The sequence below is a fragment of the Pseudomonas sp. FW305-7 genome (assembly GCF_058786735.1).
The window spans coordinates 257,685-278,117 of record NZ_JBYSZA010000002.1 but is presented as its reverse complement, the minus strand read 5'-3'; the positions used below and the strand labels follow the sequence as shown (position 1 = coordinate 278,117).

Annotated in this window: 18 protein-coding genes; 1 reads left to right on the top strand and 17 read right to left on the bottom strand. The window is 54.6% G+C overall.

Annotated features, from left to right (window positions below):
• Positions 1 to 5: 5 nt before the first annotated feature.
• The 10 genes from AC3WMT_RS04310 to AC3WMT_RS04265 form a co-directional block, all read right to left on the bottom strand.
• On the bottom strand, positions 6 to 1,448 hold the full coding sequence (locus AC3WMT_RS04310; RefSeq protein WP_103302621.1) for a TIGR01777 family oxidoreductase: 1,443 nt from the start codon (positions 1,446 to 1,448) through the stop codon (positions 6 to 8).
• Positions 1,441 to 1,929 (bottom strand): cell division protein, encoded by a 489-nt coding sequence (locus tag AC3WMT_RS04305; RefSeq protein ID WP_103302622.1) that lies wholly within the window; start codon positions 1,927 to 1,929, stop codon positions 1,441 to 1,443. The genes AC3WMT_RS04310 and AC3WMT_RS04305 overlap by 8 nt, the downstream gene beginning before the upstream one ends.
• Positions 1,930 to 2,028: 99 nt before the next feature.
• A complete protein-coding gene (locus AC3WMT_RS04300) occupies positions 2,029 to 2,457 on the bottom strand; it encodes a hypothetical protein (protein ID WP_146041219.1) in 429 nt (142 codons plus the stop codon).
• Between the two features lie 214 nt (positions 2,458 to 2,671).
• Positions 2,672 to 3,085 (bottom strand): lysozyme inhibitor LprI family protein, encoded by a 414-nt coding sequence (locus tag AC3WMT_RS04295; RefSeq protein WP_158249164.1) that lies wholly within the window; start codon positions 3,083 to 3,085, stop codon positions 2,672 to 2,674.
• The gene (locus AC3WMT_RS04290) at positions 3,082 to 4,131 is read right to left on the bottom strand and encodes an SEL1-like repeat protein (RefSeq protein ID WP_146041220.1); all 1,050 of its coding nucleotides are present in this window, start codon (positions 4,129 to 4,131) and stop codon (positions 3,082 to 3,084) included. The genes AC3WMT_RS04295 and AC3WMT_RS04290 overlap by 4 nt, the downstream gene beginning before the upstream one ends.
• Before the next feature lie 5 nt (positions 4,132 to 4,136).
• The gene (locus AC3WMT_RS04285) at positions 4,137 to 4,613 is read right to left on the bottom strand and encodes an XAC2610-related protein (protein WP_103302626.1); all 477 of its coding nucleotides are present in this window, start codon (positions 4,611 to 4,613) and stop codon (positions 4,137 to 4,139) included.
• 9 nt (positions 4,614 to 4,622) lie between these two features.
• A complete protein-coding gene (locus tag AC3WMT_RS04280) occupies positions 4,623 to 5,048 on the bottom strand; it encodes a hypothetical protein (RefSeq protein ID WP_103302627.1) in 426 nt (141 codons plus the stop codon).
• A gap of 33 nt (positions 5,049 to 5,081) precedes the next feature.
• The gene (locus AC3WMT_RS04275) at positions 5,082 to 5,609 is read right to left on the bottom strand and encodes a hypothetical protein (RefSeq protein ID WP_103302628.1); all 528 of its coding nucleotides are present in this window, start codon (positions 5,607 to 5,609) and stop codon (positions 5,082 to 5,084) included.
• A complete protein-coding gene (locus AC3WMT_RS04270) occupies positions 5,606 to 6,397 on the bottom strand; it encodes a PoNe immunity protein domain-containing protein (protein ID WP_103302629.1) in 792 nt (263 codons plus the stop codon). The genes AC3WMT_RS04275 and AC3WMT_RS04270 overlap by 4 nt, the downstream gene beginning before the upstream one ends.
• Before the next feature lie 84 nt (positions 6,398 to 6,481).
• Positions 6,482 to 7,231, bottom strand: coding sequence for a lysozyme inhibitor LprI family protein (locus tag AC3WMT_RS04265; protein WP_103302630.1), 750 nt, complete (start codon positions 7,229 to 7,231; stop codon positions 6,482 to 6,484).
• A gap of 498 nt (positions 7,232 to 7,729) precedes the next feature.
• Here AC3WMT_RS04265 and AC3WMT_RS04260 point away from each other — a divergent pair, with 498 nt between their 5' ends.
• Positions 7,730 to 8,116, top strand: coding sequence for a DUF6124 family protein (locus AC3WMT_RS04260; protein ID WP_103302631.1), 387 nt, complete (start codon positions 7,730 to 7,732; stop codon positions 8,114 to 8,116).
• Positions 8,117 to 8,184: 68 nt separating this feature from the next.
• On the opposite strand, the gene AC3WMT_RS04255 is transcribed toward AC3WMT_RS04260, so the two are convergent.
• From AC3WMT_RS04255 to tssM, 7 genes are read right to left on the bottom strand one after another with little or no spacing between them, the layout of a single operon-like run.
• Entirely contained in the window at positions 8,185 to 8,979 is a 795-nt protein-coding gene (locus AC3WMT_RS04255) for a hypothetical protein (RefSeq protein WP_103302632.1), read from the bottom strand.
• Complete coding sequence (locus tag AC3WMT_RS04250; RefSeq protein ID WP_103302633.1) at positions 8,976 to 12,062, bottom strand: hypothetical protein; 3,087 nt, start codon at positions 12,060 to 12,062, stop codon at positions 8,976 to 8,978. The genes AC3WMT_RS04255 and AC3WMT_RS04250 overlap by 4 nt, the downstream gene beginning before the upstream one ends.
• Positions 12,062 to 13,060 carry an SEL1-like repeat protein gene (locus AC3WMT_RS04245; protein ID WP_146041221.1) on the bottom strand — a complete coding sequence of 333 codons (999 nt, stop codon included), beginning with the start codon at positions 13,058 to 13,060 and terminating at the stop codon, positions 12,062 to 12,064. Before AC3WMT_RS04245 ends, AC3WMT_RS04250 begins: the two co-directional genes overlap by 1 nt.
• 34 nt (positions 13,061 to 13,094) lie before the next feature.
• The gene (locus AC3WMT_RS04240; RefSeq protein ID WP_103302637.1) at positions 13,095 to 15,131 is read right to left on the bottom strand and encodes a type VI secretion system Vgr family protein; all 2,037 of its coding nucleotides are present in this window, start codon (positions 15,129 to 15,131) and stop codon (positions 13,095 to 13,097) included.
• Positions 15,132 to 15,159: 28 nt separating this feature from the next.
• Entirely contained in the window at positions 15,160 to 16,161 is a 1,002-nt protein-coding gene (locus tag AC3WMT_RS04235; RefSeq protein WP_103302639.1) for a serine/threonine-protein kinase, read from the bottom strand.
• A complete protein-coding gene (locus tag AC3WMT_RS04230; protein WP_103302641.1) occupies positions 16,158 to 16,886 on the bottom strand; it encodes a PP2C family protein-serine/threonine phosphatase in 729 nt (242 codons plus the stop codon). The genes AC3WMT_RS04235 and AC3WMT_RS04230 overlap by 4 nt, the downstream gene beginning before the upstream one ends.
• Positions 16,886 to 20,425, bottom strand: coding sequence for a type VI secretion system membrane subunit TssM (tssM, locus tag AC3WMT_RS04225; RefSeq protein WP_103302642.1), 3,540 nt, complete (start codon positions 20,423 to 20,425; stop codon positions 16,886 to 16,888). The genes AC3WMT_RS04230 and tssM overlap by 1 nt, the downstream gene beginning before the upstream one ends.
• Positions 20,426 to 20,433: the final 8 nt, after the last annotated feature.

The window sequence follows — 20,433 nt, the reverse complement described above, 5'->3', positions numbered from 1 at the left end:
GATCCTCAGGCCAGATCGCGCAAAGCGGCGTCGAGGGTCGGATAACGAAACGTGTATCCGGCCTCGCTCAAACGCTGCGGCACCACACGCTGCCCGTCGAAGAACAGCTGCGCCATTTCCCCTGCTAACGCGCGCACTGGCGCGGCGGGAATGTGGAACCACACCGGACGCTTGAGGACCTTGCCGACATTCTCGGCGAACGCTGCCTGACTGACCGTTTCCGGGGCGACCATGTTGTAGGTGCCGCGCAGGTTTTCATCGTGGAAGGATCGAGCGATCACCTGAATCACATCGTCGCGGTGCACCCAGCTCATGATCTGCTGACCATCGCCCATGCGCCCGCCGAAGCCCAGGCGAAACGGAATCAGCAACGGCAACAACGCACCGCCCGGACCGAACACCACGCCGAGGCGCAGCACTACCTGACGCACGCCAAATTCGGTGGCCGGTTGCGCGGCGGCTTCCCAGCGCGCACAGAGTTCGGCCATGAAACCGTCGCCCTTGCTCGCCTGTTCGTCGAGGCTTTCGCTGGCATCGCGCACGCCGTAGAACCCGATGGCCGAGGCCTGCACCCACAACGCCGGTTTGTGCCGAGCGTTTTTCAACCAGGTCATCAGCGCTTCGGTAGTGTTGACCCGACTGGCGATCAGTTGCGCCTGGCGCTTGGGGCTCCAGCGCGGCCCGGCGACCGGAGCCCCGGCCAGGTTGATCACCACGTCGAAGGTTTCGTCGTAGCCCAGTTTGCTCAGCGAACGCACGCAGCGGGCGCGACCGTCGAACAGGTACGCGGCTTTCAACGGATCCCGCGCCAGCACGCTGACGGTGTGGCCGGCATCGAGCAATTGATTGACCAGCGTTTCACCGATAAACCCGGTGCCGCCAGTGACCAGCACACGTTTGAAAGCGCCGCCGGCAAACGGGTTGGACGGCTTGCCTTCGCGCTGCATGCGCAACGCCGCCAGACCATCGCGAATCCCCGACGCCGTCACGCCCACGGCAAACAGCGTCAGCACCCAGCCCTTCCAGCCGAAATCCACAGCGCTCAGGCCGGTCGGCAAACTCGCCCACTGCGCCAATTGCATACCGTACAACGCAAAAAACGCCCCGCCGTTCACCGCCAGCACGGTGTGCATGATGCGCTCGATGGCCGGCAGTTTGCGGCTGCGATCCTCGACCACGAAATCCCACAGCGTCAGGCCGATTTCCAGGGCGAACAACAACGCAATCACCAGCGCCCAGGCGCCACCGAACTGCAAGTGCGCGATGCCGAGAAACAGAACGCCGTAGAAACACGAACGCAGCGCGTGAATCGACAACTCCAGCCGCGCACTATGCCGATACGGCAGCGCCACGGTCAGCTCGTGGTGATACAGGGTGTCGAGCGCACCGAGGCAAGCCTGCGCGATCAGCAACGTGAACGCCCAATCCAGCAGCGAAAAATCAGGCATGGGACGACTCACTCATTGCGGTATCGGAAAGGGAATTTCGGCGGTCATGGCGGTACAGCCAGAGCAGCGGTGGCAACAGGACGAGCAGCGCAAAAGCGTCGAGCCACAGGTGCGACCAGACCTGTTTTTGTGCCGAGAGCAACATGTCCTGCGGAGCCCAGAGCAGGATGCCGGCAAGCAACCAGACCCAGGCCATCGGCGCTTTCAGACGATGGCCGATGTGCACCAGCGCGAGCATGTACAGCGAATAACTTTGCAGCGTCGCGCCGAACAGCGCGAGCCACCAGACCTGCTGTTCGCGGGCGGCGGCAGGCACCGCGTCGACGCCCCAGAAAATCTGTTCGAGGGTGTGCAAATAGCCGTCGAGCAAACCGGAATGACCGGCCCAGCTCAGGGTCAGACCGGCGAGCAGATGCACCAGCGCGGCGGCGTATAACCACAGCACCAACGCGCGGCGAAGGGAGAAAGAGGGGGCTGGCATTCCGTGTCCTGAGCGCATTCCTTTGGGGGTGGGGAGTTTAAAGGAAAACGCGGGCTATCAGTCGCTCGAAGACAAACGATTGATCGCGTTCAGTAACCGCTATCGCACGGCGTGAGCGTCGATCACGCCGAGTAAATTCTTCAACCTGGCAATATCTTCTTCGTAAAAGCCATTACATTGCGTGACGACTACATATTGAGAGCCGTTTGCTTTTTCGTGGGTACTGCATACAAGTCCAAAACCTTCCCCGCCACCCTGTCGTTCATACACGACATCTCGGGCATCAGTCAGTACCCAGCCTGGCATTGCCAGTTTTTTAGTGGCTGATTCGGGCAACTGATCGAAGTACATGATTCCCTCAGCATTCGGCAACTTGACGAGCAAGTTGTAGGGCGACGACAAAGCACTCATTCCCACCGTTTTCTTGACCTCGTTGAGGTCATCACCCCGCACGATAAATGTAGAGAGGCGATCTATATCACTCTCATAAGTTGGATGATTGCGTGGCGCCAGCTTCAGGACTTCCACGGCGCCCTCGTTGAGACAACTGACCACCTCGAGCGTTGACTGGACGTCGTGAAACTCGCAGGTGGATTGTTGAGCAAACACTGTCGGTGATAGAAGTGCCGTGCAGCACGCGAACACCCAGGTGAAAGAAGATTGGGACACACTCAATCGAATGGCCCTTTTATACATTTCCATATCACCACCCAACCAAGCAAAAACATTAATCAGCACAACATCAATGTGCCGGAAGGATGCCGTCCAAATATAAGGCTCGCTCCAGACTCATCTTCGCGGTGCACCTATTCAGGTCTGCAGAATAGGATGGCTTGTCCCATTCATTCTCAAACCCCTCAAGCCTGCAGTTCGAATCCCTCAGCTTTATCCACGTCCGTTGGGAGTTTTTCAGTCGATCCAGAAACGCCTTATGCTCTTCATGCCGAGACTGGTATTGAAAAATATACCGAGACCCTGCTCTATCAATCAGCGCTTGGTAACGGTCATTAAGCACGCGATCCGCAGCCTTCATCGCTTCTTCTGCGCACTCGGCACGTTGCCCGGCCACGGCCTCGCAATCTGCATCTTGGGCATAGCTGACTGACGAGACTGACATCGCCACAAATGCAAAGAACATCAAACGGGCGACATTCACTGAGTTCCACCTGCGCCAATACATTCAATTGAGCTGTCCATGACGACGCCTCGGGCCAACAAGCGCTCGACCGCAGCAGGGCTCCACTTAAGCTCGGTCTTGCTGGCCTCGCGGTAACAGGCGATTGCGCGGGGTAGATCAGCAGCGACGACGGTGCCGGTTTCGTAGACTTCACCCAATCGCAGGAGTGCGTGGGTAGAGCCTCGTAGCGCGGCGCTTTCCAATGTCGCCATCGACTTTTGCGGATCGATGCAGGCCTTGTCATCGCCGTACTCACCCTCATCGCAGTAAAACAAGGAGAGAGCCACGCCATCGTCGGGATTGCTCTGAAATGCCTGATTCATAAGCTCCAGAATCTGCTCATTCGGCAATCGTGGTGCTTGCCCGGAAAGACTGATTCCCGCAGCCGCTATCGCCGCTTGGGCCGAACCTTTGCGGGCACCGTCCACATAGCTATCCAGCGCTGCCGCGTACAAAGAGACACCAGATTCGCCTGATGCCTTGTTGACCAGCCGATCGAACATCACGCCTTTTTTCAGTTCGCGTTCACCGGGTGCGGGTTGGTCAGTCCGAGCCACGTCATCCATCACCGCTTCGAGCGTCCAGTCTTCAACACTGTTCAGCACCCAGCAGTCGCTGTGCTTGAAGACGAAAATCTTCAAGAAGGCCCCTTGCTGATCACGCACCACCACCCTGTTCAGAAACGGAATCTCGATAGCCAGATTCGACGCTGCAGCATTCTCCGCACTCAGCATGCTGAATTCATCGGCGGGCAAATGCTTGACGCTGCGCACGACGACCATGGGTATGTTGTTCTCAGCCACGACGTGAGTTGTCTTCACCGACGATGCGGTAAATGTTTTCTGTACCGTCGAGTCCGATGAAAAGACTTTGACGAAGTCAGCGAAGTTGTTAGCCGGGCATTGTTGTTCAGTAGAGGCAAAGGCGCTTGTGCAAAGGCCGGTGCTCAACAATGCGAAGGAAAGCCACTGGGTTAGCCTGCGTGTTGTCATACCGCAACTCGGTACCGCAAAAAAACGGTTCACTGTATTCATCCTTGAGTCATTCGGGTTTTGCGATTGGTGAATCGGGTGATGCATTGCTCTGGCCCGTTCATGCCCCAATAAGTGCTGAGCAACGCCTTACGCTTTTTGTCCACGCGCAGATTGATGAAGCCATCGCCGCAATCGGGCTGAGCCTCCTTGAAACGATTTGTCTTGGATTGATAGATGAACACTCTGAAGTAGCTGTAAGTGCCCATACCGTCATCAATTTGCCAAACGGAAAAGTCTTTCAGGCCATCGAAATTGAAATCGTCGATCTGCATATGCAGTGGTTTTTCCGCTTGAAAATCGATTGTCTGCGACTCGCTATGGGCTGCGCTTTTAGCGGCGACGTTCAGCGTGGAACCTTCTAGGACCAATGTTGCTTCGATGCCTTTGGTGGGACTAAACGTGGTTGTTTCGGCCCACACCGGGATCGTCCACAGCAGGCCGAGCAGTGATACCAATAGAGTTTTGAATTGCATGTGCTTGCCCTATTCCCACTTGCATCCGGACTCCAGGGATGAGTCAACGCCGGGACTGAGCAGAAAGCTGTATTCCTTGCCGTTGGACTTTTTGGTGTACGACATGGAGACGATTTGTGAACCTTGAGTCATTAATTCATAGGTTCCCGTGACCTTGCCGTAGACGACTTCAGACCAGGTTCTGGTGTTTTGCCAAGGGGCATCCGGGTCGAGGATTTCACTTTCGGAATCCGTCAACACGATGGAAATGGGCACTTTGGACTTGGCGTATTTGACGAAGCCACCTGACCATTTGCTGGCCCCATCGTAGTAAGTGCGGAGCTCAAATTTTACTGGGCTGTCCTGGGAGAGTTCGAAGCAAAGTGATTCAGTGCTGACTTCTGCATGGGCCATCAGGGGCAGGAGGCTGCCCAAGAGAAGTAGTACTTTTTTCATGTTCATTTCCTTATGAGAGATCGGGGCACTGGCCTATTCCGATCCTGCTAGACACTGGCCGTCCTGAAGATCAGGAGCCAGCGCCCGATTCCCTGACAGATACCAACTCGCAAGCGACTGACTCTCGCAATAAGCGTTCTTCTCGGAATCGTAATAAAACGCGACCTTGTGATTGGCCATCCCGCCCCGGTTGGGGACGAACAACTCGACAGCGAACACGACATCGGGCATAGCAGTTTTTCTATCCGACATCAGCGAGGGTGGCCCCTGAAACTTACAGGGCACGCCATCAAAAGGCAGATCCAACTGGCCTCCTTGGTACCTGTAAATCGCGCAAATGCCATTCGGATCTTCGATTACCACGGCAGCTATCGTTCCGCCGCTCCAGTTCAAGACGCCATCTGCAATGGAGTGGAAACTATCGGCAGGCATTTCACTTTCCTTCACGATGGCGGCGATCATGTTGTTAGGCATTGTAGAGCCTGTACTTAAACCGACTAGCGCTGCATTTGCGGACAATGTCCATGTCAACGCCATAAACAACAGGTAAACGACCTTCATTGCCTCTCCTGCCCTGCAATCTCTCTCGCATACTCAACAAGATCTTTTGGATAAACCATCTGCTTTATCTGGCTATCGTCGATCCCATACAAAAATGCAATGGCACCCGCCTCAAAGGCCCAATACCCGAAGTAACTACCGTCATCACCATTAATACTCAAGTGAGTATCATGCCAACTGGCTTGCAGGTCCCCGAATGAAACGTACCATTGAGCGCAATATTCACTCAAAAGCGCAGACGCCTCTGCCCGATCTGGCGCATATATCGCCCTGATCAATTGCGAGTACACCGGATGAAACCATTCATCAATATCTGCCCTTCCCGGCAGATTTTTCCGCAGTAAATCTTCGTAGAGCGTATCTTCGCCTTTGAAGCCAGCCCTATCAGTCAAGAGCACAAACCTGGCCAAAAGATCATTCCGATGCATGAGTATGCACAGGCTCGCAACCTGTACAAACTCCTCAAATTCGCCGGGATAATCCTCGATATTTAACGGCGATATATGGTGTACGCCTTCATAATCAGCCAAGGCTTGTTGGTACAACTCAAAATTTCCCACGAGCCTTTCAAGTGGCTCATGCAGACTTGCAATAGGCTCACCTGCCGTATACCTGATGATCAAGGCATGGAGTGAATCCTGTTTAACTTCAAACGCTTTTAAAGAAACAGCCTGACCCGGAAAGTCCTCATCCAGATTGTGAGAACGCCAGTATGATTCCGAAGAGTCATAAAACTCGACAAGGCGCTTGTAATACGCCTCAGTCATAAAGGGCTGACGGCTATCCATAATTCGTCAATTCTCCAACCATCATAGTGATCATTAAAAGGATGTCCTTATCCATGAACTTTCCATAAACATGAACGCTTTAGCTCACTGCTTGTTCTTGTCCGGAGCCATAGCCAATTGACGCGCTCGCTCTATCGTCGCGCGGATCAAGCAGGAATTTGACCATTCACCGAAAACCGATTTATACGATTTCGCCTCAGGCAGACACTCCGCATCGCGAAACTTCATCCAGGCTCTTTGGGTTTCTCTCAGCCCTTTCTGTGCATTTTCGTCCAACCGTTCCATGCGCTCCCGGTAAACCAGGTTGAGCAACGCATCCGTATCCGTCACGACCAGATCAAGCGCCCCACTCGACACAGTTGGCCACTCAACGTCCGCCAATGCCTGCTTGGTTTCGTTGTTCCAGTTGTAGAAACCGTTCTCTTCAATTTTCAGCCAGGCTGAGCGCCCATAATGATTGGTCGGATCGCTCGCACTGACTTCCGACTGGTAAACAATCTCCAGATAGATCGGGTCAGTTGAACGCTGAGGATCATTGAGCAGCGTTTGCCGAACGATGGCCCGTTGCTTTTTGCTCTCGGTGATTTCAATCGAAAAGCATGGGTCCGGGCCGGGACGGTCAGACGATTTCACCCGCGCCAGACACTCCTTACGAAGCGCCATAGAGGGCGTATCCGGCCCCGCTGCAATGTCTATCACTCTGACGAGCAGTCGTACTTCCGGATCTTTGGAAAAGTCCGCCTGAAGCACGGTCGCTATAAACGTGCCTTCCGCGTGGGCGAGGGACGATAGCAAGGACAGTAAAAAAACGACGCCGAATCTGAAAATCTTCATTCCCTGGTTTCCTTGGAAAAATAAAAAAAGACTGCAATTCATCCGATCTGAATTTGACCCATTCAACCTTCAAAACCAGACGCAGCTGACCTGCTGTAAGACCCATCCACTTTCTGGAGCAAGCGCTTAAACAGAACCTACGATCTTTCGATCTTCGGCTAAACGGATGTCATGTTCGTCGGACATTTCCCGCAAGACGCCGAGCCATCCATGAACTATCCACCCCTTGCATTCACCGCTAACCTTGATTTGTCACCGCAAAAAACGGTGACACGGACGTGCAAGTCCGGTACATATCGCCGCACAAACGCCTGGTCAGAGGTTCGAGCTTTCAAGTGCTCGTTATGACGCTTTATGGCGGCTGTGCGCGGGAGGTCCTTTTGGGGTCTGCCGGGTCCGATATGCCCGGTCTTGCACACCTGCGTACAGCTGCCACCTTCATTCGAATGCAAGCGAACGGGTGTCAGTCCCTTTAAATACTCATATCGGGATGTATCCATGTTCAAAGTAACGCCCAACCCGCCAGACAACACTGGCACCCCCGCCGAGCAATCCATCGATACAGAAATGCTCGACAAAGAAGCCGCCGACCGCGCCTTCGCTCATTACTTCCCACCGACCAACGACAAACCGTCCAAACGCCGCAAAGGCAGGCTCTTCACCATTTCCACCGGCATTGACCCGGAAGCCCTCCTGGCCAACGCCTCCGAAGACATGCTGTCCATCAGCGCCATCGCCGCTAAATTAGCCGACGATGTCGAAGGCTCGAACCGCTCAGTAGCGCTGGCCCTGAGTCGAATCGCCGATGGCGCACAGCTCATGGTGGAGCGTGCGCTGGATCATCTGGAGGAGTTGATTGCGGCGAGGCAGGAAGTGAAAACGTAAGAGACGTCAAAGGGACGGATAAAATCCGTCCCTTATTCGACTACTTGTTATAGCTCAGACTTACAACTCTATTCATCAATCAAAATGGCGCTAGCTGTCAACCAAGCTGTAATCGTCTTCTTTCCAAAAAAAGTCACTTGGTAGAACAGCCCCTCATCACCACGATAGTAATCATTTAGAACTACTTTATCGCCCTTAATCAAATAAGATTGTTTCTGATCAAAACTCTCAGTAGATTTTTTTTCATAGAAATGAGCCTTTTCGATTGCCACTGTAGCCCTGACTGGAACAGCTTCACCAGGCCTTACAACAACCGGAGGAGCACAAGATTTCTCATTGCACGTTTCTACTCGCTCTAATTTTTCTGAAAACTGCTCTCTTTGCTCACAGAAAAAGAAATCTTTTGCATGAACCGAATAGCAGGCCGTATCTTTCCTACTTTTCGGCCCATCCATATACTCGCTTATGATTTTATCATTTAAAAACTCTGGATTAGTTACCATTTTTATGGAAGATTGCTTAAACCTACCAGAAGCCTCATCAAAGACGAACAAAGAAAAACTCTCATTCACATCATTTTCTGAATATTTAAGCGCAATCACACACAGATCAGAGTCTGTAACCGAGCCAACAAAGGCTGAAAGGTCTTCATCCTGCTCATCGAGATTTAAACTGTAGTGCTTACCGGAAGAGGTCCTTATTCCAATTTTCCCATTCCGAAGCTGAATAATTGAATCATTCCCTACACATGGAACCCCAATGCTGCTCTCACTCTGATGCTTTATCGTGACAGTTTGAAAATCAGCATAGCAAGAGGTGGCAGCAAACAGAGAGCCGAGTATAAGCAGCGATATATATTTCACTTCATAGCCTCATTTATCTTTTTAAACAGTTGTTGCCTTTCACCAAGATGAGTCGCACCACCGTTAACCTTTCTAGTAACTAGCCGAACCACTTCAGCGTCGATTTCTTCTTGTGTTTTCCCGCTATTTTTCAAACTATCGTAATACTGATCAATCCTTGCATTAAGATTTTTGTATTTCACCCAAAACCAAACAGAGGCATTGACCGCATGCTCGATTTGCTCAGATAGAATTTCCGGATTCGCAATACAATCTATACCGCTAAAATCCTTATATCTTTGATAGGTGCCTTTCCACGTAACCTGCATGATACCTCTACCCTTGTATTTGGGCCCATCACCTATCGTGGTATTTCCCTCAGCAAGAATCTGCCTGTGCCGCTTACATTTCTTGTGACCCTCATCATAGAGAGTACACATCGATGCCGGATAAGTTGCCAGGTCATAGTCATTACCCGATGCATACTCTCTAGTAGTCGCAAATTTATCACTCTCATGATAACACTGAGACAAGAAATGTATTTTATATCTGCAATCAGTGAAATTAAATTTTTTGAATGCAGCATTTAACAAATCTACAAACTTCTGATGATCAACATTATAAGACGAGCAAGTTGTCGACATGTTATCCGCGGTAAATAGCGGACGATTGCCAAAAATAGCCTTGAAGCTTTCAAGTGTTAATTCGCAACACCCTCCGCCTATGAAATTGCTGAGGAATGCTATTGGGTGAAAGTGCCAAATCACACCGTCACCTAACCCTTTAGATTGTACAACTGGGTCATCCCAAAATACTAAGCTATCTATCCGCTCCTTCTCATGCTTTAGAACAGATGGAGAATCTTCAAGCAATTTGTCCAATCGCGCCCACTTGATAGAATCCGACTTCGACTTCCATTCAGTTGGGTGATAAGCAATAAGCCTTGACCAATGATTCCTAAACTCTACATTCTTAAGTGCGATTGGAAAATCTTCGGGAGTAACTTTTTGATCTTTATTACCAAGCCTATCCAACTCTTTATATAAGGCTTGAAAAAAATCTGGCATATCATCAGGATCTAGAAAACCGTCAGCATTCGAATTCGATTCCTTAACAACTCGAAAACCTAATTTTTCCCAGTCGTGCTGACTGAGGAGCAAAGCGCCTTCCTTTTTAAGCAAGCCCGTTTTTTTCTCTGCATTATCTGTGACCGTTACATCATACCAATCTTCCGTATCCTTATACGGAATAGCTTTCTCGAGTTCAACGAAGTTTTCATTTGAAATTTTTACCAATCCAGTTTGCGGAGATTTACCTTTCAAATTAGTATCGGCAGGCAAATGCAAATATTGCTTTCCCTTTTTAACAGCCGCTTTATTTTTCAGGAAATCTTCAATCTTGGGATCAGCAGAGAAAATCTCAACATGAACTTGATAACTTCTCGACACCCCACCATCCGGACCTGCCAGCGTCTCATTCAAACCAAGGAAGCCGATTGTATCACCAGCCTTAATTGCCGCATTCATCGGCACAACTTTATCAAACTCCGCTGGGACCAGCCCTTGCCACTGGACATAAGGTTGTTCAACACAAGCCCAAAAAACTTCGGGCACCGACGTAGAATGGTACTTCAAACCGGTAGGAGCACCGGAAGCGCTCGGCAAGAAGCTACATTCCGCCATTTTATATAACTTCGGCCCAATCTTAAGATTAAGAATTTTTTCGCTATCAAACTCTATTACGCTGTTTGCACAGAGGATAAGTTCTTTGTTTTCTCCATGATCATTTACTTGCCTCATAGCTTCACCAGCTGAAGCACCGTTGTTCTGCGGTGAGGGTGCGGCCCGTAATGTAACTCCAATACCGGATACAATCGCTCTGACCTTACCTTTCCAATAGTCTGGCCGCTTTCGCTCTGGTGCGTTTATCTGCGTCCAACTCGGAGCTCCACCATCTCTGGGATAAGCGACACCGTTTTGTTTGTATGCAAACCAAAACTCTTGTCCTACTGTACGACCTCCAACAGTTCCTTTAATCAGCTTACCTTTAGCATGAATATGATCCGCGTGTTCTTCAAGCACTTCAATTTCCGTTCCGGCAGAAATAGAACCATATAAGACACAATCCGCTGCTCCATTAATATCACTGCGAGCCTTGAATCCACTAGCAACCATTTTAATTTTTGGCGCGACAAGAGAATCCGGATCATCTGCATAACGTTGGTAAGGCAACAAATGCATGTATAAACTGTAAAATGTAAGCTCGTTATTGGTATTGGGTGTAACATCTGTATTTGGAGGTGACTTATAATCATGCCTAACAAGACAAAATGAATTTGAGTACCTTAATGCCTCTGTCGTATATTCCGCCTCAAAGGCGGTAGCAAGATAATCTTCATTCAAACGATACGCCACAACTACACCATCACCAATGCAACGTATTGGCTCATCTCGCATACATTGCGGCGCAACGTTATTGGAAATGTGAATACCACCATGCCAGAACCCATGACTCCCCAACAAGAAGTTGCCCGACGTTTCATTCTCTAATAACTTATAAATCTCCTCTGAATCAGTGAACTGTTTACCATCTGATTTTCGGAACGGGTATTGGAAGTTCATCAGTGGTGCGGGTCCTGCGGAAACAGGAGTAGGAACTGGTGCAGCCGCAGGAGCAGGCTGCGCCCCTCTAAATTGTGGTTTAGGACGCAGAACCTTCTCTGGCATTGGCCAGTGATCGCTACCCGGACCATATTTCGCGGTTTTCGGGCCACGAGATTGTGAGCCAAAAAAATCTCCTGAACTTGAAATACCACTAAGAGTCTCAATAACGCCGGTATGCCCATGAAAATTAATCCAAAGCGCGATATCACCAGGTTCGGCGCTCTCAACCGGAATCTCGTCGAAATGAACTCGATCTGTATTGAGTTGTGATGTTGTGCGGTAAGGGATTGTATACCCGGCATCCTTCAGCAATCGATAAACCAGGCCTGAGCAATCGATTTCTTTTTTACCGTCATTATCAATGTCAGTCTCACCCTTGTGAGGGCCGTATTCATAACCGCTGCGATATTTATCCAGCTGCTCTAGTAGTCCGGTGCTCATCAAAGGCTTCCTGCTTTAATACACTGAATTGAGTTATCCAAGACACCTCTCGCCACTAGTTGGTCAACCTTACGAGCAACTAATTGAGGCATTGTCTTTTGGGCTTCCCGATAGCACGCCAATGCCCGAGGAAGATCGGAAGGAACGACAGCGTCACTTTCATAAACTTCACCCAGTCTAATAAGCGCACGGGTTGAACCACGCATCACTGCACCCTCCAATGTGGCTATTGATTTCTGTGGATCCACACAAGCACGTCTAACTTCGTAATCCCCCTGATCGCAGTAAAATTGTGCGAGCGACACAGCCACATCAGGAATGCTGTTATATGCCTGAATTAAAAGACTCAAAATTTCGTCATTGTCCAATCGCGGTGCCATTCCCGAAAGGCTGATTCCCGCAGCAGCAACTGCAGCTTGAGCCGAACCTTTACGCGCGCCATCTAAATAGCTATCCAATACCGCAGCGTACAAATAGATACCGGATTCGGCAGAAGCCTTATTGACCAGTCTGTCGAATATCACGCCTTTTTTTAACTCTAGCTCACCGGGCGCTAGTTTCTCAGACTGGGTGATTTCGTCCATGACCGCATCGAGTGTCCAGTCCTCTACACGCTTCAGAGCCCAGCAGTGATCATGTTTGAAGACAAAAATCTTCAAAAAGTGACCTTTCTCGTCTCGAACGATAACCCTATTCGGCAGTTCGATTTCGATCTTGAGATTTAAGCTGATGGCATTTTCAGGTAGCAGTACATTCAACTCATCAGCGGCGATAGCGCTCAGACTCTGCTCGACAACCTTCGGTATTTTCCCATCAGCTGTTACGTGAACATGCTTCACTGGAGACACAACAAAGGCTTTCTGTATCTCTCGTTCGGATGAAAAAGCTTTGACGAACTCAGCAAAACTGTCGCTTGGACATTTGGCGGTACTGGACGAAGAGGCAAAGACACCCGAACTCATACCCAGGCTCAACAGTGCAATGAAAAACCACTTCATCTGTCTTACATACTTTTTTGTTGTCATCACAAAATCACTCGGAAAACACAAAAAAAGCCTTCGGTTTAACCTTCTCAGGCGGCGAATTAGCCAACGCCTGATCCATCAAACTCCCAGCCTTATCCTTATCCGCCGCCCCCGGCAGCACTGGCGGTTTGATCCCGATCCCGGTCCCATTCCCAGGCGCCCCGCCAGCATTGATCTTCACCACCGGCCCAACCACCGTAACCCCACGGCCATCGAGCTTGATAAAGCTGCCACCGCCAAGAATGGTCAGCTCAGTCCCCGCCTCAATAACGATCTTGTCCCCAGCCTTGAGGTGTATCTCTTTCCCGGCACTGGTCAGTTGCGCGGTGCCCAGTTTGATGTGCTGGTTCTGCCCAACTGTCAGGTGATCATCGACTCGCGCTTCAACCTTGCGGTCGGACACCGTGGTGCGGTGTTCTTCGGCCTTGAGTTCGGTGTAGGTGTTCTTCTCGACGGTGTCGTGGCGTTCGTTGCCGACCCGAATCTTCTGGTCGTGCTCGATGTTTTCATCCCAGTCGCGCTGGGCGTGGATGTAGATCTGCTCTGCACCCTTTTTGTCTTCGATGCGCAGTTCGTTGTATCCGCCGCCGCCCGGTGAGCTGAGGGTTTTGAAGACGCTGCGGGTTTTGTTCGCCGGCAAGGCGTAGGGCACCGGGTTTTCCTTGTGGTACAGGCAACCGGTGACGAGGGGTTGGTCGGGGTCGCCTTCGAGGAAGGTGACGAGGACTTCCATGCCGATGCGCGGGATGCTGATGGCGCCGTAGCGGTCGCCGGCCCAGGAGCTGGAGACGCGCAGCCAGCAGCTGGTTTTGTCGTCGGCCTGGCCTTCGCGGTCCCAGTGGAATTGCACCTTGATGCGGCCGTACTGGTCGCAGTGGATTTCTTCGCCTTTGGGGCCGGTGACGTGGGCGGTCTGGCTGCCGAGGACGCGGGGTTTCGGGTGTTCGAGGGCCGGGCGGTAGAACACTTCCCACGGGGTGGCGAGGAAGGTGTTGCGGTAGCCCTGGTGGAAGTCGTCCTTGTTGTCGGTGGTGTCGCTGGTCACGCCTTCTTCGAGGACTTGCGGCTGTTTGCCTTCGTGGACGATTTCGGTGAGCAGCCAGAGGTCGTTCCACTCGGTGCGCGGGTGGTCGGACATTTCCAGGAAGTGGCCGCTGACGAGGCGGGTCTGGTCGCTGCGGCCTTCGGCCTGACGGTAGTCGGCGCGGTGGCGTTCGAGGGCGCGCTGGCTGAGGAATTTGCCGCGCGCGCGGTCGATGAAGCGGCCGGGGTAGTCGTAGTCTTCCAGATCCGGTTCGGTGCTCTCGCCTTCTGGCTTGTATGCCGCTTCCATTTGCAGACGCGGTTTTTCGAAGTCGTAGTCGCGGCGTGTGACACGGCTGGTGCGGGTTTCCAGACGCAGTTTGAAGCCTTTGATCACCGGTTCGTCGGCGACCATGCCGCTGCCTTGCACGTACGCGGTCGGCTGGCCGAGTTTCTGGAACACGGTCTGGTCGTCGCCGAACACCAGCAGGTGACCTTTCGGGGTGTGCTGGAAGTGGTAGTGAATACCTTCTTCTTCGCACAGGCGCTGGACGAAGTGCAGATCGGTTTCGTCGTACTGCACGCAGTAGTCGCGATCCGGGCACGGCTGGCTCAGTTGGAAGTTGTAGGCGTTGCCTTTGATGCCGTGCTCTTCAAGGATCAGCGCGATGATTTTCGGCGCCGACATCTGCTGGTAGATGCGCTGGTTGGTGCGGTGATGCAGGTATTGCAGTTGCGGCACCATCGAGACTTTGTAGCGGGTCAGGCGCTTGCCGGCATCGCCCTGGGCGACGCGGTAGATCTGCCCGTGAATGCCGGAGCCTTGTGGATCGAACGCCAGGAATGCCTGTTTGTGCAGGAGCTTTTCCAGGTCCAGATCGGGGTTTTCGCTGACCAGTTCGAGGTCGAAGCGAAACGGCTGGCTGATGCCTTCGGTACCGGTGAACGCCAGCACTTGCAGGTCGCCCACGTAGTCTTCGACCTTGAGGCTGAAGTGGGTCTCGTTAGCTGAGTTGAACATTGTGTGCTCCCTGTTCGAATGTCATCCGTTACGCCCGAAGCCGCAGACGTTGCAGCCAGGATGAAGTGGCGCCCAAGGCGTCACGCAGTTGTTCGGCAGTAATGGTGCGCGCTGCCGCATCGAAGCTCAGCGCGGTTTGCAGCGCTGGCCAACAGTGTTTCGGTAAGTTCTGCGGGGCTTGCAGCTCGCGCTCCAGGTGCTCGTCGCGGGCCTGGGTCGAGGGCAAGCGGCGGAACGGGTGTTTGCCGCCCGCCAGTTCATAGATCACACAGGCCACGCCGTACACGTCCGCGCTGGCCGACAACTGTTGGCCCTCAAGCAGTTCGGGGGCGGCGTAGCCCGGGGTCCAGGCGTTGAAGCGTTCGCGGCTCAGGTGCGGCAGGCCGGGCAACGTGCCCTCCTCTGCCTGACCCAAGCCGAAGTCGAAGAGGCGCAGGCCGTCTTCGCTGAGCATGACGTTGCTCGGCTTCATGTCTCCGTGCAGCACGCCGCGACGGTGGGCGTAGGCCAGCGTGTCGAGCAGCGGCAGGACGATGTCGCGCAGTTCTTTCCACGGCAGGCCGAGTGGCCGCTCGCAGAGCAATTTGTCCAGGGTCAGGCCACGCATGTATTCCATGGTGATGAAGGCCCGCTGGCAATCGGTGTCGACTTCAAAGGTGTGCGCGCGCACAACGTTGTCGTGGCGCAGGCGTCGGGTCAGGGCGAACTCGCTGTAAAGCAAGGCACTGGCGTCCGGCGATTCGGCAAATTCTTCGCTGAGGATTTTCAGCGCAATGTAAGGGTCGGGATCGCCGAACTGTTCGTGCAGCAGATCCCTGGCCCGGTAAACAGCGCCCATGCCGCCGGCCCCGAGCAGACGCTCGAGGTGGTAGCGACCGGCGAGTACGTCTGGCAGTGCACCGATGCTGGCCTTGGTTGGCGCCAGCAAAGGCTCTGCGTTGTTAGCCTTGGCGAAGGCGAAGTAGGTCAGGTTGTTGGCCTGTTCTTCGCTCATCAGCAAGTCATCGATTGGCGATTCGATTTTGCTCATTGGCGGATCACCACGGCAGTCAGGTTGTCGCGAGCGGAGCCGCGCAGGGCGCCGTCGAACAAACGTTCCAGCGCCACGTGCGGCGCACTGAGGCTGAGGGCGTTGCCGAGGGCATCGCTGCTCAGTCCCTGGTACAAACCATCGCTGCAGAGCAAAAACGCATCGCCCGGATACACCTCAAGTTCCAGCACATCCAGGGTCAGTGTTTCGGCGGCGCCGACGGCTCGGGTCAAGGCCTGAGCCGCCGGGTGCGCTGCCGCCTGCTCGACGCTCATTTGCTGTTCGTCGATCAGTTGCTGTTGCAATGAATGGTCCTTGGACAGCTGATACAGCCGCTGCCCGCGCCACATGTAGCAACGGCTGTCGCCAGCCCAGATGCAGGCCGCGCGATTGCCTTCCACCAGCAGCGCCACGACGGTGCTGCCCATGATGCTGTCGTGACGCCCGGCGGTGACCGTCAACTCTTGCCCCAAACGCCGGTTCAGCCAGTGCAGGCACTGGCGAATGGCTTTGAGGCGTTCGTCGAAGTCCTCGTGTTGCGGCAGTTCAGCCAGGCTGGCGACGATCAACTGGCTGGCGATGTCGCCACCCTGATGACCGCCCATGCCGTCCGCGACCACCCACAGCCCCTGCTGCGGATTGTCGAGGAAGGCATCTTCGTTGCGCGCCCGCACCTTGCCCGGGTCGGTACGCGCCGCGCTGCGCCAGGGACTGGCCACCAGCATCAGAGCTGCACCGGCATACGGAAGGTGCGCAGCACGCCCATGTCGAACGGGTTCGGCGTGCGCTGGCTGGTCAGCAGGTAGTTGGCGCGCAGGCCGCCCACGTCAGCTTTCAGCACCAGCACGTCGCGACCGCTCAAGTACTCGGTCTGCATCAGGTCGAACAGACGGAACAGCGACCATGGGCCGGAGTTCTTCTCGATGCCGATCGGACGCCCGGCCATTTTGTCCATGACCAGACTGGTACGACCGTCTTCAGCATCGGTCGGCCATTTGAACGACATTGGTAGGATCGGGCCGTGACGGTATTCCATGGTCTTGTCGCCGAACTTGAACTCGGAGCGACTGACCGCCGGGTCGAGGGTGTACGGCTCAAGCTTGAACTGCACGGTCGGCTCGGCCGGGTTGATCGAGAAGAAGCTCTGGCGAATGGTCAGGGCTGCCGCCATCTGGTCGAGATACATCTTCGACACTGGCAGGCTGTGACCGTCGATGCTGCGCATGCGGTAGTTGCCCGGATCACCGCTGACGAACGGACGCATGTAGCTGTCGAAGAAGCGGTCGACGGTGCCTTGAGCCCGGAAGAACTCGCGGAAATCGCTGATCGCCACGTCGCTGGTGCTGCTGGCGCTGAACGGATAACGCTTGCTGATGGTCTTGCCATACACGCTGTACAGCTCGTTCTGATAACGGCCGTTCAGATATTGGTAAGCATCGTTGAGCACCAGACGCCACGAGTCTTCGGCCAGCACGTTGAACCACACGCTGAGCGGACGCGGCAGGCGACCCGACGCGGTGCGCAGGTTGGTCAGCGCATCACGCTGGCCGCTCATGCGGGTTTTCGCCATTTCAAACGCGGCTTGTTCCGGCGTACTGGAACGGGCCAGACCGGACAGTTGCAGTTGCAGATCGTTGAGCGCGCTGAGGGCCGGCGTCAGGTCAGCGGCCGGACCGTTGTTGTCATCAAGCAAACGATGCAGCGGCTCGAAGCGACGTTGCAGCGACTTCTTAGCGGTGTCCGGCAGGTTTTTCGCCACGGCCATCGCCGAAGCCTTGTCCGCTACGGCCGAGGCCAGTTTGCCGACTTTACCCAGCTTGCCCTTCTGCCCAGCCAGTGCATCGGCAGCGTCACCGGCTTCATCCACCGGATCAGCGGCGGCCGGGAAGCGCGTGTTCTCGCGTACTTCAGTGAGCAATGCCAGCACCGGCGAGTTGGCCGAAGTCAGGCCCGCCAGTTGCTCGGCGCCTTCACCGGCGTCGCTGATCGGTGGCAAGGCCACCTGGCCAACGGCCTCGCTCCAGTAGTTGGCGTAGTCGCGGAAGTACAGTTGCTCCAGTTCGACCATCAGGCGACGCAAGTCCATGTCGCTGATGCCCGCGCCTTCGCCCAGCACCCAGTTGTCACGCAGGATGTCGGTAACCAGCGCCGAACCCTGCACCGAGAAGTACTGCTGATAACCCTGTTGGGTGTAGAAACCCGGGATCACGTATTCGGTGCCGATGAACAGCGAGCCCTGTGGGCCGAGGTGTTGGCTGAAGCGGTATTCCGGCAGGTTGCGCGCCTGCTCGCGGAGCATGCGGTAGACCACGGTGGCCAGCGATTCGGCACGCAGAACCTGACGTGCCTGCGTGACCAACTGATCATTCAGCGGGTAGATGAACGGCTGCTTCAGCAGGCGCTCAAGGTGGGTGGTCAAGCCGTTCTGCACGGCGGTGTTGCCGGTGTAGCGCTGCGACCAGTCAGTGGCGACCCAGTCCTTGAGCCACGCGGCGTCGCGACGATCCTTCATGTTCAACATCAGGTACGCACGCAGGCTGTTGATCAGCTTTTCGCGGTCCTTCATGTTGGCGCGGATTTGCCCTTCGAGCATGGTTGCAACCCGTGGCAGCAGTTGCGCCTCAAGCTCGCGCTCGTAAGCCACTTTGACCACCGGATTGACGTCTTCGCCCTGATACAGACCGCCGCGCTCGTGATACGAAACGTCGCCCTTCTTCGGGAAGGCCTGCGTCGCGGCGTAGCTGGTGTCGAGGGTTTTCAGCACGCCCATCGCATCATCGCGCGGGGTCAGTGCCGAACGCTGCTGAGTCCAGTTCTGCGCCAGTGTGCGCAGGTTTTCCAGACGCTCGTAGTTGGCCGAGAAACCGCCCGCCCAGAGCATGCCGAACAGTGCCAGTGCTGCGAGTGCGCCGACGTACAACGCACGCTGGCCCCAATGAATGCGGCTGCGCTCACGCTTGTCCAGACCGGCCAGATCGGCCTCGGGGAAAATCACCTGGCTCAGCAGATGATGGATGAAGCGCGAACGACCGCTGCGCAAGGTCGGCAGCACGCCGGCATTAATGCCGAGGTTGGCGCCAATGCCAGCGGTGGTTGCGTCCATTTCCTGGGTCAGGTGCGGTGCACTGGTCAGGTAGAAACCGCGCAGTTGCGTTGCACGCTGATAGCGGTTGCCGGTGAATGCCATGTCGACGAACAGGCACAGACGCTCGCCGATCTGCCCCAGTTGATGCGGGAAGTCGAGGATGCGGCCACGGCGCTGGGTGTCGCGCTCGGAGTGCATGCGCATGATCACTTGGCTATTCAAGCGACGCAGCAGTTCTTCGAACTCGTTGCGCAGCACTGCGACGTCGGTGCCGACCTGTTCCTTGCGGAAACTGGTGCCCAGTACCTGATCGCTTTCTTCGCGGGTCAGTTGATCGAAGAACTCGTCAAAGCCGAGCAGCTTGTCAGCCTTGCTCAGTACCAGATACACCGGCACATCGACGTGCAGCTTCTGATAGATCTCCTGCAGACGGGCGCGAACCTGGCGCGCCAGCACATCAATGTCCTGCTCGGTGCCACCGGTCAGCGATTCCACCGGAATGGTCACCAGCACACCGTTCAACGGACGGCCGCGACGACGCTTGCGCAACAGTTCCAGCAAGGTGCGCCAGGCGCTGCCGTCAACTTCCGCGTCAGGCTGGGTGGTGTAGCGGCCGGCGGTGTCGATCAGCACACCGTGGTCGGCGAAGTACCAGTCGCAATGACGGGTGCCGAGGGTGTCACGGGTCAGCTTGCGGTCGATCTTGTTGATCGGGAATTCCAGACCGGAGAAGTCCAGCAGGCTGGTCTTGCCGGAGGCTTGCGGACCGATCAGCAAGTACCACGGCAAGTCGCTGCGCCAGCGTTCGCTGCGGCCGCGATACAGGCTCGAGGTTTTCAGGGTTTTCAGCGCGTCTTTGAAACGTGCCTTCAACTCCTTCTGCTCGTCGTCGATCTGCTCTTCGCGGCGAATACGCTCCTGGCCGTCTTCGGTGGCTTCGACTTCTTTCTTGCGCACACCGGCGCGCCAGCTGACGAAGACCATGGTCAGGCCCCAGATCAGGAACAGCACGCTGATGGTCAGCAGACGCGAGGTCGCGCCTTCCCAGAACTTGTAGTCATCCACCGCCAGCAACGGGCCGACGAACCACACCAGCAGCGCCACGAACAGCACCAGCAGCAGGGTCCAGACCCAGGTCTGGCGCAAAAAGGCGCCGACTTTCTTGAAAAAATTCTTCATCACACGTC

Coding starts and splice junctions, on each gene's coding strand:
- AC3WMT_RS04310 (WP_103302621.1), bottom strand. CDS start 1,448: ATGCCTGATTTTTCGCTGCTGGATTGGGCGTTCACGTTGCTGATCGCG.
- AC3WMT_RS04305 (WP_103302622.1), bottom strand. CDS start 1,929: ATGCCAGCCCCCTCTTTCTCCCTTCGCCGCGCGTTGGTGCTGTGGTTA.
- AC3WMT_RS04285 (WP_103302626.1), bottom strand. CDS start 4,613: ATGCAATTCAAAACTCTATTGGTATCACTGCTCGGCCTGCTGTGGACG.
- AC3WMT_RS04280 (WP_103302627.1), bottom strand. CDS start 5,048: ATGAAAAAAGTACTACTTCTCTTGGGCAGCCTCCTGCCCCTGATGGCC.
- AC3WMT_RS04275 (WP_103302628.1), bottom strand. CDS start 5,609: ATGAAGGTCGTTTACCTGTTGTTTATGGCGTTGACATGGACATTGTCC.
- AC3WMT_RS04270 (WP_103302629.1), bottom strand. CDS start 6,397: ATGGATAGCCGTCAGCCCTTTATGACTGAGGCGTATTACAAGCGCCTT.
- AC3WMT_RS04265 (WP_103302630.1), bottom strand. CDS start 7,231: ATGAAGATTTTCAGATTCGGCGTCGTTTTTTTACTGTCCTTGCTATCG.
- AC3WMT_RS04260 (WP_103302631.1), top strand. CDS start 7,730: ATGTTCAAAGTAACGCCCAACCCGCCAGACAACACTGGCACCCCCGCC.
- AC3WMT_RS04250 (WP_103302633.1), bottom strand. CDS start 12,062: ATGAGCACCGGACTACTAGAGCAGCTGGATAAATATCGCAGCGGTTAT.
- AC3WMT_RS04245 (WP_146041221.1), bottom strand. CDS start 13,060: ATGAAGTGGTTTTTCATTGCACTGTTGAGCCTGGGTATGAGTTCGGGT.
- AC3WMT_RS04240 (WP_103302637.1), bottom strand. CDS start 15,131: ATGTTCAACTCAGCTAACGAGACCCACTTCAGCCTCAAGGTCGAAGAC.
- AC3WMT_RS04235 (WP_103302639.1), bottom strand. CDS start 16,161: ATGAGCAAAATCGAATCGCCAATCGATGACTTGCTGATGAGCGAAGAA.
- AC3WMT_RS04230 (WP_103302641.1), bottom strand. CDS start 16,886: ATGCTGGTGGCCAGTCCCTGGCGCAGCGCGGCGCGTACCGACCCGGGC.
- tssM (WP_103302642.1), bottom strand. CDS start 20,425: ATGAAGAATTTTTTCAAGAAAGTCGGCGCCTTTTTGCGCCAGACCTGG.